This is a genomic window from Candidatus Amarolinea dominans, from assembly GCA_016719785.1.
GTDB classification, from domain to species: Bacteria; Chloroflexota; Anaerolineae; order SSC4; family Amarolineaceae; genus Amarolinea; species Amarolinea dominans.
This window is the reverse complement of record JADJYJ010000006.1, coordinates 323,980-337,034: the sequence shown is the minus strand read 5'-3', so window position 1 is coordinate 337,034 and position 13,055 is coordinate 323,980. Positions and strand designations below refer to the sequence as shown.

11 protein-coding genes and 1 pseudogene are annotated in these 13,055 nt (G+C 63.3%); 9 read left to right on the top strand and 3 right to left on the bottom strand.

The features are described from left to right. Positions 1–52: 52 nt before the first annotated feature. Positions 53–1,450, bottom strand: coding sequence for a cation:proton antiporter (locus tag IPM84_09870; protein MBK9093072.1), 1,398 nt, complete (start codon positions 1,448–1,450; stop codon positions 53–55). A gap of 256 nt (positions 1,451–1,706) precedes the next feature. Here IPM84_09870 and IPM84_09865 point away from each other — a divergent pair, with 256 nt between their 5' ends. The 5 genes and pseudogenes from IPM84_09865 to IPM84_09845 all read left to right on the top strand — a co-directional run bounded on the left by IPM84_09865 (position 1,707) and on the right by IPM84_09845 (position 4,525). Beyond that, entirely contained in the window at positions 1,707–2,036 is a 330-nt protein-coding gene (locus IPM84_09865) for a hypothetical protein (GenBank protein ID MBK9093071.1), read from the top strand. Then, positions 2,029–2,193, top strand: a pseudogene (locus IPM84_09860) (nucleotidyl transferase AbiEii/AbiGii toxin family protein). Before IPM84_09865 ends, IPM84_09860 begins: the two are co-directional and overlap by 8 nt. 407 nt (positions 2,194–2,600) lie before the next feature. Further along, positions 2,601–2,765 (top strand): hypothetical protein, encoded by a 165-nt coding sequence (locus IPM84_09855; protein ID MBK9093070.1) that lies wholly within the window; start codon positions 2,601–2,603, stop codon positions 2,763–2,765. 91 nt (positions 2,766–2,856) lie between these two features. Next, a complete protein-coding gene (locus IPM84_09850; GenBank protein ID MBK9093069.1) occupies positions 2,857–3,642 on the top strand; it encodes a sigma-70 family RNA polymerase sigma factor in 786 nt (261 codons plus the stop codon). A gap of 91 nt (positions 3,643–3,733) precedes the next feature. Beyond that, entirely contained in the window at positions 3,734–4,525 is a 792-nt protein-coding gene (locus IPM84_09845; GenBank protein MBK9093068.1) for a hypothetical protein, read from the top strand. Position 4,526: 1 nt separating this feature from the next. Here the strand turns inward: IPM84_09845 and IPM84_09840 are convergent, their stop codons facing one another. Beyond that, complete coding sequence (locus tag IPM84_09840; protein ID MBK9093067.1) at positions 4,527–7,127, bottom strand: CHAT domain-containing protein; 2,601 nt, start codon at positions 7,125–7,127, stop codon at positions 4,527–4,529. 60 nt (positions 7,128–7,187) lie between these two features. Between IPM84_09840 and IPM84_09835 the strand changes: the two genes are divergently transcribed. From IPM84_09835 to IPM84_09820, 4 genes are all read left to right on the top strand, one after another. Beyond that, positions 7,188–9,932: a DUF11 domain-containing protein gene (locus IPM84_09835; protein ID MBK9093066.1), complete on the top strand. Its 2,745-nt coding sequence runs from the start codon at positions 7,188–7,190 to the stop codon at positions 9,930–9,932. A 154-nt stretch (positions 9,933–10,086) separates the two neighbouring features. Beyond that, on the top strand, positions 10,087–10,536 hold the full coding sequence (locus tag IPM84_09830; protein ID MBK9093065.1) for a MaoC family dehydratase N-terminal domain-containing protein: 450 nt from the start codon (positions 10,087–10,089) through the stop codon (positions 10,534–10,536). Positions 10,537–10,563: 27 nt separating this feature from the next. After that, the gene (locus IPM84_09825) at positions 10,564–11,007 is read left to right on the top strand and encodes a dehydratase (GenBank protein ID MBK9093064.1); all 444 of its coding nucleotides are present in this window, start codon (positions 10,564–10,566) and stop codon (positions 11,005–11,007) included. Then, on the top strand, positions 11,004–12,155 hold the full coding sequence (locus tag IPM84_09820) for a site-2 protease family protein (GenBank protein ID MBK9093063.1): 1,152 nt from the start codon (positions 11,004–11,006) through the stop codon (positions 12,153–12,155). Before IPM84_09825 ends, IPM84_09820 begins: the two co-directional genes overlap by 4 nt. Before the next feature lie 106 nt (positions 12,156–12,261). On the opposite strand, the gene IPM84_09815 is transcribed toward IPM84_09820, so the two are convergent. Further along, a complete protein-coding gene (locus tag IPM84_09815; protein MBK9093062.1) occupies positions 12,262–13,017 on the bottom strand; it encodes a hypothetical protein in 756 nt (251 codons plus the stop codon). Between the last annotated feature and the right edge of the window lie 38 nt (positions 13,018–13,055).

Genomic DNA, 13,055 nt, shown 5'->3' with positions numbered 1-13,055 from the left:
CGTGGGTCGGTCAGAAGACCGGCTTGATCGGTGGTTCGGATAGGCTCTTTATTTACTCCTCAGGTATTGTCTGCAGCTTTAGGATGCGCAACAGCGGCGAGGTCAGCATCGTCGTCACCAGGGCCATCAGCACCATCATGGCAAAGAGGGTTGGGGAAATCACCCCCAACTCCAGCCCGACGTTGAGAACGATCAGTTCCATGAGGCCGCGGGTGTTCATGAGCACGCCCAGCAAGGCGGCCTCGCGCCAGCGCAGGCCCGTCAGGCGGGCGGCCGCGAACGTGCCGCCGAACTTGCCCGCAATGGCGGTCACGATGATGAGGCCGCACAGCAGCCATAGGGCCGGCGCAGAGAGCAGGTCAATCCGGGTGCGCATCCCTGTGAACGCGAAGAAGGCGGGCAGCAGTAAGATGGTGACCACGTGTCGCAACTGCTGGGTGAAGGCGCGGGCCAGGGCGCTGTCATGCGGGACCACCACGCCGAGCAAAAAGGCTCCGAAGATGGCGTGAATGCCGATCGCCTCGGCCGTGAGCGCGGATAGGAGCAAGGCCACAAAGGCCACCGTCATCAGTCCGACCGACGGCGACTCCGTCTCCCAGCGCAGGGCAACCCAGCGTAGCAACGGCCGCGCAACCAGCAATATCAAGGCGATGAAGACCAGCGCGCCGGCTACGACGAGAAGCCCCTGGCCGACCTGGGCCTTGGCCACACCGACGACAAACGCCAACAAACACCAGGCCGTGACATCGCCCACAGCCGCGCAGCTCAGGGCAAGCACCCCCAGATTGGTGCGGGTCATCCCATAGTCGGTCAGGATGCGCGCCAGCACGGGAAAGGCGGTGATGGACATGGCTACGCCGATGAACAGGGCGAAGCTGGTGAACGGCACACTGCGATCTGAAAGCTGAGGATACAACAGCAGCGCCAGCAGCGCGCCCAGTATGAAGGGCACGAGAATGCTGGCGTGCGAGGTCGCGAGGGTGGCGCGGGTGCGATGTTTGAGCCGCGCGGGATTGAGTTCCAGGCCGACGAGGAACATGTATAGAACGACGCCGAGCTGAGCGATCACGCCCAAATAGGGACCGACGGACGGCGGCAAGATCAACGCCGAGAGCTGTGACCCCAGCAGAGAGGGACCGAGCAGGATGCCCGCAACCACCTCGCCGATCACCGCCGGTTGACCCAGGCGCGCAAACAACCGGGCCAGCACTTGCCCCGTGATGATGATGGCTGTGAGCGCCACAAGCACGTGCAGGAAGATATCGGGCGTGGGGGCCGTGACCAAGGACGGCCCTGCATTGCCAGCCAGCGGCGCCACCAGCATTTCACCCTGTCTGCGGATGAGCAGAAAGGCGCCGACGGAGACAACGACCATCAAAACATACCCGATCGCCGCGCGGACAGGCGATTTGGTGCGCAATGCAGTTAGCTTGGCGGAGTCTGATTCCATGGGATGATCATACCGTATGCGCTACTATCTGCCAAGTTGCCCGGCCCGGCGGGGACGCCGCGATTGACTTGACCAAGCGCTTGCCGGTGGTGGACACGGGCGGTCAGTTGGTTGGTCTCGTCGGCCGCGGGGCGATCCTGCAAGCCGTGGCGACAGATTTTCCCGGTGACTGATCTTTCCCATTGGGCCAGCCGACATTTGGCCCTTGTGACACGCAGGCATTGGTGGTATACTCACCCTTGTTGAATGAGATCACATGCGCCCCCGTTTCGGCTTCACCAGCCAATGGAGTCAACTCATGTCTAGCGTTCAGGTGGGTACGACATTTCAACCGGACGAGCGGCCTTACTTCTTTTGGGAATACGAAATTACGGACAGCCAAATTCACGAATTGTTGCGCCAGGGTAGCTCTTTGGACAAAACCTGGTTAATCACTCGCATCCTGGAATACGCGAAATGGGAGGATATCTGGCATTACCTGACACCCGCCGATATTCACCAGCACCTGGCGAATATGCGCTTCCGTCGCCCCGCAGACCGTGAATTATGGACCTATGCTCTGAACAGGTGGTCACAACGTGACTAATAATTGGCTCACGCCGTTACAGGCGGCTTTTCTGAATGGTTTCTTCGCCGCCGAAGCCAGCCAGCGTTTCTTCCTCACTGGAGGGACATCTCTGGCCGCTTTCCATCTACACCATCGCCACAGCGTGGATCTAGACCTATTCACGCTTGATGACCTGGCCCTGTCAGAGACTGACATCTTGATACCGAAGTTAGCGACGGAGTTGGGCTGCCGCATTGGACGCGCGCGGCGCACCGAACACTTCCGGCAATTCTTGTTGGAGCCGGCCCATGACCAAACTTTGCAGATAGACTTGGTGCGAGATTTCGGCCCACAGTATGGCACAGCAAAAAGATTTGGGATTGCAGCCTTTTTACATGGCAGGGGCGTTGCTCGAGGTGCGCAGACTGTCTCGCCTGCCGGTTACTACGCCTCCGTTGGCCCTGGCAGATCTGCAATCTTTCATTGTTGCGTTGGCCGACCGTTTGCTCGATCGGATTCGTCCGCCAGAGGATTTGGGCTAAGAACCGTTGGCCTAACACAGCGTGGCTGCCTGACGAACGAACCCAGGGAGCGCCTGGCAATTTGTCAGAGAAAGCGCGTCGCTCAGCCGATGGCGCGCGCGATGACGAACGCAGCGGCGGCCGCCGCCACTCCACCGATCAGCATGGTTTGGATGGCGCTGCGGATCGGCTTGGCGCCGGTGAAGGCGCCAAGCCGATCCGCAGCGCCAACAGAGTCACCGAGTGAGGAGTTGCATCCCTCTTTGGGGCCAAATCCATGTTATCGGTCTCTTGCACACGCTGTGCAGGTGTGCTAGAATCTGGACATGACTTCCCACGTGCCTCACGATCTGGTTGTTCCTGCCCCACCGGCCGTATTTCGCCGCGCCGCACTGCATCTGCTTGCCGACTTTGCCTGGTCACTGGTGCCCGCCGATGAGCTGGCAGCAGAGGCGGCGCGTCACCTGGGGCATGTCACTGATGTCAGCCTGACGCAGGCGATTACCGCCTGTCAGACGGTCTACTCACGCCTGCTGTTCGGCGCGTGCGCGGGCGAAACGCAGCGCGAGGCCGGCTACCGCGAACTGTTCTTCTACCTGTACAAGTTGGCTTACAACCGGGTGCCGGAGGCCGACGTCGCCGATGTGGTGCAAGAGGCGCTGCGCCTGGTGTATGAAAAACTGGACACCTGCCAGCAGCCGGAAACCTTTCTCAAGTTTGCCTACTTTCGCCTGCGCCATGCCATCAACCGCGTGCGGCCGGCGCGCCTCAGTCGCGTCCAATCGCTGGATCCCTGGTCGGAGGCCGGCGCTGAGGAACCGCCGCCCTACGCCACCCCGCTCTTCATGAGCTTGCCCCAGCCTGAAGAGGCCGCCCTGCACGGCGATGAGGCAGCCTCGGTGCGCGATTGCCTGCAAAAGCTCTGGCGCCAGCAACCGCGCGCGTCCGAGCAACTGAAGGCGCTGATTCTCAAATACTTCGATGAACTGGACGATGTCACGATTGCTGAACGACTCGACACGACCGTGGCCAACGTGCATGTGCTGCGCAGCCGCGCCTTGAAGAAGCTGGAAGTCTGTCTGCGCCGCAGCCTGGAAATGACCGAGGCAGCCGGCCCCACATGACCCCGGCCCGCACTGCAAGAACACAAGCAGTAATTGTTCTTTTTTGTCACAAGTGTCCCATAATCGTCGAATCACTGAAGCGAGTGAGCCTATGAAGTGCCCGATTGATAGCATAGAACTAATGGCCTTCTTGAACAATCCGGCCGGCCAACCGGAACTGGGTATCCATCTGGCCCACTGCCCATCCTGCCGCGATCACCTCCTACGCCTGCATGAGATTGCCTTTCAGCCGCCTGACCGCCTGAGTTGCACTGACGCCGAGCCTGCATTGCTGGCTTGGCTGCAGGACGATGCAGATTCTGCGCTGGCGCCGCGCGCACGCCGTCACCTGGAACACTGCCCGGCCTGCCAGCAAACGGTGCGCGAGATGCGCCTGCTGTCCCAACATGACAACCTGTCCATGCCAACCTATGTGCCGCAGCCCGATTTGACCTTTCTGAGAAAGCCTTTGTCGCCCCTGACCCGCTGGCGTCAGCAGATGAATCACGCGGTGCAGTATGGCTCCTACTGGCTGGTCAATCGCAGCGGCGAGGTCTGGCTGAGCATGAGGCTGGTGATGCAACAGCAGCCGGCGTTCGCCCCGGTTGCGGTCAAGGCCGGCCCGCGGCAGACGTTGCCCCTCTTGCAGGTGACATTGACCCCGCAGCCGGACTTGAACCTGGAGCTGATCGCCTGGCCGGATGGCGCGGGCGACGACAAGGTCAATGTCGAAGTGTTGGTGCGCCGATCGGGTCAGTTTTTGGATGGTTTTGCCGGGACCGCCGTCACCTTGTATGCCCCAGGCGAAGCACGCGAGGCCACCACTGACGAAGAGGGCCGTGTCTGTTTCACCGACATCCCGCGCCACAGCCTGGCCGAAATCGAACTCAGGGCGGCTGGCTGAATCACCCGGAAACGCCGCTGCCGATGAGCACGAAGCCAGCCCAGTAGTAAGGATGGCTCAGGATGTAGCGACGGTTTGACAGCGTAGCACAAGCCTGACGCAAACGCGCCAGTTCGCGGCTGATGAGCGCCGGCGGTAGGCCCTCGGCGGCCAGAACAGCCCGTAGAGCAGAGGCCGTCAGCCCGGCCAGCCTCTGCTGCGCCTGGCGTAACGCAGCCGCCGCGGGGACGCCCTCGGCCAGGGTCGCATAGAAAAACTGCATCAGCAACCGCGTCGAAAGTTCATCTACCGCCCACAGGCTGACCAACGCCGCGGGCGCACCCGCCACCAAGAACGCCCTGACCAGTCCCAACAGCTCATCGCCGCCCAAAACCCCGCTGCGTCCACTTTCGCACGCGCTCAAGGTGACCAATTCGGCTTGCAAGAACGGCGGCCGGTCGAGGAGCGCCGCCGCAGTGAGCACACCGTCGGCCAGGTGCAGGCCAGAATGAAGGGGCGCCTGGGCATCGAAGGTGCCGTGGCACGAGAGATGGATCAGCGAAGCCGTCGCCGCCTCGCGCAGGAGGGCTTCTTGGGTTGCTGCCGGCCCCAACAGCAATTGACCGCCGAGCAAGGCCGCCACGGTGTTCGCCTCGGCTTCGGCGTGGCGCAGATCGGGCGCATAGCCAACAACCAGGGGCGTCGCGCCGGGCTGCACGTGGTTTTGTCGGCGGCTATGGGTCAACAGCACGCTGGCGCTGGGCGCCAGCAGAAGATCACACGCCGGCGCAAAGCAGGCGGCGCCCGTGACGGTTCGCAACGCGGCGAATGGAACGTAATGCAGGGGACCATGGGGCACAATGGCAATCTGACGGGCCGTTGCCAGGTGCGCCTGCACCGGACCGAGGAGCAGCGTCCCCAGGCTTTGCGTGACCCACGGCGCAGCCAGGCGACCATCAGCGCCGGGAATCATGCCAGCCAACGCCCGCCGGTCCGCGGCAAAGGCGCGGCGCAGCGCACTGGGCGCGTCGAGCGCCAGCGTAAACGCCTCGATGGCCTGGGTTGTGACCACCAGCAGGACCGTGCGCTCTGCCGGAAAGAGCAGTTCAGACAGCGCAGGTTGATAGCGCCGCAGCCAGTCGGCCACCGGCAGAAAGCGTGCAGGGGCGTTCGTGTTGAAATAGACCAGGAGCAGCATGGCGGCCGGCAGGTGTGCCTGGATGGCCGCCGCGGTCAGCGGCTCGCCCAACGCGGCGGGATTGCTGGTGCGATCGCTGAGCAAGTCGAGAAAGGCACGCGCACGCGCCTGTTCGGCGTAAGTGAGCGCGGCCGCGGTGTCGCCCTGGGCCAGGGCCAGCAGAAAAAGTGCGCTGTAAACCTGCTGCCAGCCGCCAAAAAGGTGGATGCGCACATCTTCGGTCCGAATCTGGCTGCGCAGCGCTTCGATGAGATGAATGGCCTGCTCGAAGGCGAGTCGGGCCGCCGGCAGATCACCCTGCTGCCAGGCCAGGGTGCCCAGGCGGTAATGACTGTGTACCTGGTACGAAGCGCTGTGGATTTCTGCGGCGTGAGCCAAAGCCTGGCGAAAAAAGTCGGCGGCCGCGGCAGCTTGACCCTGCAACTGGCGCAGCAGGCCCAGATTCCCCAGCACCTCGATGGTCACGAAGGGCGAACCGGCCAGTTGCAGCGCTTCCTGAAAGTGCTGCTCGGCGGCGGCGGTCTGGCCGAGCAGGAGAAAAAGCTCGCCCAGGTTGGCCAGGGCCGTCGCGCTGCCCCGCACCCGATTGAGCGCGCGTGACATCGCCAGCGCCTGCTCCAAATGGGCCTGCGCATTCTCCCAATGGCCGAGATCCTTGTAGTTGATGCCCAGCTCATTGAGAATCCAGCTCTCCCAAACCGCCTCGTGCAGGGTGTGCGCCCAGGTCAGCGCATCTTGCAGGCGGGCAATCGCGTCATGAAACTGACCGAGCAGATTGTGAACGATGGCCATGTTGATGAGCGCACGCAGTTGACCCAGACCGTCACCCAGTTGTTGAAAGGCCTGGTGCGCTTCCTGATAATAGCGAAAGCTGGTATCATACTGAGCCTGATGGTAGGCCTGCACGCCCAGGGTGTTGGTGGAACGGGCGTATAGATCGGCGTCCAGGTTGGGCAGGCGACGCAGGTCGGTGAGCAGCGCGGCGGCTTCGTCCCAGGCATGCTGCTCGACGGCCAGCACGGCCCGATAGTAGGTCAGCAGGTGGGCAAACCGGGGCACAGGCAGGTACGTCGGCTCATGGGCGGTCACGAGTTGCGCTAACTCGTTGTAGGCCAGGCGCGCCAGGCACAGGTTGCCGGCCTGCTCGAAATGGTAGACCGCCTCCGCCACCGCTGCGCGCTGACGCAGAGCCTGAACGAACGCCAGGTGCCACTGCTGGCAGGCGGCAGGATCGGCCGCACGTGCCGCGGCCAGGTGTTCAGCGCGCTGCGTCAGTTGCCACCGACCTTCCGGCTGCGGGGTCAGGTGGGGCAGCAGGTCGTCCCAGTCACGCGCCGCCAGGGCCGCAGCGAGCGCCTGACATACGGTTTGCCACAGTGGGGGATCGAGCCAGCGGGGCAGGGCAGCCAGCCACAGATCGTTCATGAACGCATGAACCTCATGCATGAAAACAGACCGGGGATTGACCGGTTGGGAGTAACAACGATGACCACACGTACACCAGGGGACTTGCAGAAGCAACGAACACCAAGATGGGTGCGGGGAAAATGGGCCTTACGCCTGCTGATGGCGGCGGCCGTGTCTTTTGGGCTGATCGCCACGCTCTGGCTGTTGCTCAGCCCGTCACCGGCCCTGGCGCAGGACACAGCGCCAACCACCCCAACGCTGCTGGAGGTAAGAAACGAGGCCGGGGCTTTGCAGCCGGCCCTGGTGCTGACGCTGCGCAACAATTGCCATGACCCCACGGTCACCACCGTAACGAATCCTGCGTCATATCCCATCCTGCTCGATCTTGCGCCGGGCGATTGCCTGTTGGCGCTGGCGCCACAACGTTTTGTCACAACCACGAAGGAATTCCACCCTTTTCCCGCCTTCGCACCCTTCGGCGCCACCGGCAACATCGCCTACGTCACGGTCAACACGAATTGGACCGTGGGAACGGACGGCGCGCTCATCTCGCCGACGGTCAGCAGCCCTGGCCTTCCCATCCTTTTGACCACCCGCGCCGACGCGCCGCTGGTGCTCTTCAACCTGGTGATCTCCCTGGAATGGGACGCGCATGAGGCCCCCGAGCTGGCTGTCTTTGCCAACGCGCTGTCTGCCTTTGGCGCCGATCTGTTCGACGCCAGCAACGGTCAAATGACCCTGGGGCGGGCGCTGATCGTGGCCGGTGCTGAACACTGGCGCGATGCCGATTTTCAGATTATGGCCGGCAACGATGTCTGGCCCAACGCCGACGTCGGCGGTATCGTATCCAACGTGACGCAACTGGGCAACGGCATCGGCTTCCGCCCTGGTCATTTGCGCGTGGGCCGCGGCTGGGATGGCAACAGCGCCAACCAGGGCCTTTGGAGCCAGCCGACCGGCGCCCGCACCCTGGTGCATGAGTTCGGCCATTACGGACTGGCGCTGTTCGATGAATACCTGGGCCTGGCCCCGGACGGGACCGATTTTTCCTCCTACTGCACCATCTCGCCGTCCGATCCTGGCTACGCGGCCGATTGGGCCTCGCTCATGTCGTACCAGTACAAAGCCAACGAATTTGCCCTGCGCCGCGACGGCAATCCCATGCAGTGGACAGGGCGCTGCCGTCAGACGATCCAATTCCAGATGTACCACCTGTCGGACTGGGAGACGCTGGCCTCCCGCTTTGGGGACACCAACTCCCCGCCGCGCTGGCAGATCCAAATGCCGGTGAACGGCCCGAACCCTGGCCCAGAAGCGGCGCCGCCCGGGCTGACCTCGATCCAGGTTGTGCCCAGCCCCAGCGCGCCGCCGGTGCGCACCCTGGCCGTGTTCGGCGCACCCGGCTCGGTGGGCGAGTTACAGGTCTATCAATTCGCCGGGCTGAATCGCCCCAGCGGGCCGCGTCTGGTCAGCCAGGGCGTCATTACCGCGGGCAACACCCTGCGCCTGCTTGGCGTTTATGGCGGCGACGAGCTGCTAGTGATTGACCCGGAAGGCGTGGTTTATACGCGCACCGTCGTAGCCGGTCCCATCACCGCGCTGACCCTGACTCTGACTGCGCCCGGCTGGTCGCCCAACCTGTCGTTCACACCTTCCGCCAGCCGCCAGGTCACGGTCAACCTGAGCGGCGTCGGCGGATTGAGCGGACTAAGTGTGTCCCTCTACGAACGCGGCAGCGCCAGCCCACCGCTGAACCTGCCTCTCAGCAGCCAGTCCGGCATCTCCGTCGCCACTTTCCTCGCGCCCCTGCCCGATTTTGCCGGCTTTCTGCACATCACCGCGCAGGGCGGGCTGGAGACTGTGGCGCCCTTTGCCCTCAGCGACGGCGCGCCCAGCGTGCATGATACGGCCCACTCGCCGCGCGCTGACGCGCACCTGGCGCGTACCGGGTCGGCCGCCCAGCAACCCGCCATCCTCTGGGATGCCCGCGGTCAGCCGCCGGCGCCGCCCGGCCAGCGCCTGATTGCCGCGCGCACCGGCTTCAGTGTGGCCGGCGCAACCGCGGTCAGCGAAGCGGCCGCCGATTTGGAGGCGCCGCTGGCCCTGTGGCTCAACGTGCGTGACGATGAACTCCCCGGCGGCCGCCCCAGTTGTTTGACGCTCAATCAGTACGGGGCAACCGGCCAGGGCTGGACGCCGCTCGGGCTGGTCAACGAACTGCCGGTGCATGTCGTCTCGTTCCCGGTGAGCCACACAGGCGCTTTTGCCCTGCTGCGGCCGGAGGGGGCCTGCCTCTACAAGCGCGTCGACGCGCCTGATCCGATCATCGGCTCGGTGGTCACCTACACCATCGGCCTGGACAATCCGAACAACGATTGGCTGCGCGACGTGCTGGTGAGCGACCCACTCCCGCCCGTGCTCCTGCCGCTGACCATCACCAGTAACCGGCCGGGCCAGGCCGGATTCAACGGTCAAAACGCGCATTGGTTCGGCGACGTGCCGCCCAATGCACTCCTGGTCGTGACCATCACCGCGCAGATACGCAGCACCGCGCTGGTCAACCAGGTTGTGACGAACCAGGCCGGCGCACAGGCGGCCGGGGGTACGCTGTTGTCCGCGCCGGCCGAATTCCGCACCTGCGCCCGCTATGACATCAACTGCGATGGGATGGTCAACCTCACCGACATCGTCGCGGCGGCTGAGGCCTGGAACGCAACCCTGGCCGGCGGCGGCTTCAACGCCCGCTTCGACCTGGATCGCGACGGCCGCGTGACCCTGCTGGACATTCAGACCATCGCCGGTCATTGGGAGTGGCACTGGTAGGCCCATCATAACACGCCAGGGCAAGGATGGTCAAACCTCTGAGCGTTTTACGAAGATCGCCCGGTCTGTGTTATGATGAAGATGATACGACTGTGCCTTCGCGGGCGGGCGCAATCGGACAGGTTGCGGCACCATTATCTTGGAGGAGCTTTTTATGCTCGATACCAGCTACATCGGCAAAGAACTGCCGCTCATTCGCTACCAGGTGGATCGTAGCAAGATTCGTGAATTGGCCACGGCGCTCGGCGATCCCAACCCGCTTTTTCACGACGTGGAGGCCGCTCGCGCGGCCGGCTATCGTGACCTGGTGGCGCCGGTCACCTTTCCAACGTTGTTCCGCTTCTGGGGCGGCACGGAAACGCGGGGCATCCTCACCCAGATGGGGGGCAACATCATGCGCCTGCTGCACGGCGAGGAGGAGTATGAGTATTTCGATGTCCTGCAGGCCGGCGACGAGATCACGGGGCGTCTCGAAATTGTGAGCATCGAAACCAAAGAAGGGCGTTCGGGCATCATGGATTTCGTCAAGACGCGGGCCACCTACCGCAATCAGAGTGATCAGGTGGTGGTCATAGCACGGGCCACGATGGTCCTGCGGCGATAGGCGTGCAGCCGAGAAAATGAGGCGAAAATGACCATTTACTTCGACGATATTCAGATCGGCTCCGCGCTGCCCACCGTGGTGAATGAGCCGCTGACGCAGATCCAGTTTGTGCGCTATTCCGGCGCGTCCGGTGATTTCAATCCCATTCATACCGTGGAACAGGCCGGCATCGAGGCCGGCAATAACGGCGTCATCGCGCACGGCATGTTGGTTGCCGGGCTGCTCGGCCGCGTGGTAACGAATTGGATCGAGCCGCGGCAGGTGCGCAAAATTGCCGTCCGCTTCACCGCCATCAGCCGCGCCGGTGATGTCATCACCTGTCGCGGCCAGGTGGTCGAAAAATTCGAGGTCGCAGGTGAAGCCCGCGTGCGCGGCGAGGTCGAGGCCGTGGATCAAAACGGTCAGGCCAAAGTCAAGGGTGAGTTCATCGCCGCCCTGCCCCGGCGAGTCGCGGGCAAAGGGAGTTCATGACTACTTCTTCAACTTTACTCCCGGCTGCTTCGTCCGGGCCGGCGGCTCCGGCCCCAGGCCTGGACGAGACGGCGGTGCGAGCTTTGCGCAGTGAATTGCAGGATCAGTTCTCCATAGAATCTATTACTTTTCCGGTCAATGCGGAACAGCCGATCCGCTTTGGCGGCCGTCTGCTCAACGCGGCCGAGCAGGCGTTTCCCATCATCCGCGGCCGCTTTCAGCGTCTCGGCTACACCCCAATTTTACGCCGCGCCGGTGATGAGGATGTGGTGCTCGCCATGCCCGGCGTCACCACGGCCCAGCCTGCGCGGGCGTGGATCAACGCGGCGCTCTTCCTCTTGACGCTGCTGACGACGCTCTTCATCGGCGCCAGCATGGAGATGGCGGATGGCGGCCTGCCCAGCACCCTGGCCGCGTGGCTGGCCGGTGTTCCCTTCTCCTTCACCCTGCTCGCCATCCTGGGCACCCACGAACTGGGGCACTATTTCGTGGCTCGCTGGCACAAGGTGGACGTGACCCTGCCCTACTTCATCCCGGTGCCGTTTGGCTTGGGCACCTTCGGCGCGTTCATCAAGATGAAATCACCTGTGGAGAATCGCCGCGCCCTGTTCGATGTCGCGGTGGCCGGGCCGCTCGCCGGCCTGGTCGTGGCCCTGCCGCTGCTGGTCATCGGCCTGCTCACTTCGCCGGTCAGGCCGATCATCAGCGGCGGCGGCGGTCTGCAGGAGGGCAATTCGCTGCTCTATGGCCTGCTCAAGCTGTTGATCTATCACCAATGGCTGCCGGGCAACGGCGTGGATGTCCACCTCAGCTCGATGGCATTCGCGGCCTGGTTTGGCCTGCTGGTGACGGCCTTCAACCTGCTGCCGGTGGGTCAACTGGACGGCGGACACATCCTCTACGCCCTGGGTGTGACCTCACGCTGGCTCGGTTACGGTGTGCTGGCCGTGCTGCTGGTGCTGGGCGCATTGGCCTGGAGCGGTTGGTACGTCTGGGCGGCGCTGATCTACTTCGTGACCGGCCTGGAACATCCCGCGCCACTCGATGAGATCACCAGGCTTGATCCCCCGCGACGCTGGCTGGGCGCCATCGCCATCGTAATCTTCATCCTGCTCTTCGCACCGATTCCCCTGGCATCCATTCCGTAAATTCTCACACAGGGACACAAAGAACACAAAGGGTTCAGAGAATCCTTCTTGGTGTCCTGGTGTCCCTGTGTGAGCCAGATTGGTGTCTTTGTGTGAGGTTTTTCTGCTAAACCAGGGTGAGTTTGTCTTGCACGAGGCTGACCAGGAATCTGCGCTCGCCGGCGGTGACGAAGGAAATGGTAATCGCCATGTCATTGCCGTCTGGCTGCGCGGCGACGACCGTACCCCGACCGAAGCGGTCATGCTTGACCTCGGCGCCGGGCTTGTAGACGGTGGCGATGATGCGGCCTGATTTGAACAGCGAGCCGCCGGGTGCGTTCGCCGGCTTGGCTTCGGCCTGGGCCGTCGCGATGGCGGCCATCTCCCGATCGCGCCAGGCATCCGCGTACTGCGCCACATCCTCTGACCGGCGCACCTGCATGCGCACCCGTTCCAGCGTCTGGCGCGCCTGGGCCAGGTTGGGCATCAAGCGTCCCTTGTCCACGCTGCGGCTATCGCTTTGCGCCACCACGCGCGAGGCCGTGGCCAGGGCGCGGCTCAACTCATTGAAAACGACGCGCGTTTCCTCCGCAGCCAGATCCACATTGATCAGACGCACACCGTGCTGGCGGCACAGCTCCTCGCGCAACTCATCGCGCTGCACTTCTTCCAGCTCCTCCTGATCGCTCTTGCGCACCTTGCGTTGACCTTGCAGTCCTTGCAGCCGCACAGCGACCCCGACATCAGGATAGAAAAGATCGAGCTTGAGGAGTCGTTTGGTGTTTGGATTGCGTAACCAAGCTGGCGTGACGTTCTCTTCCACGGTAAAATCGCCCAGGATGCGGGTGAAAATCTCACGCCAGCCCATCGCATATTGCCACATAATCTGCCTCGTCGTTCTGTTTGGATGGCGGGCAGATT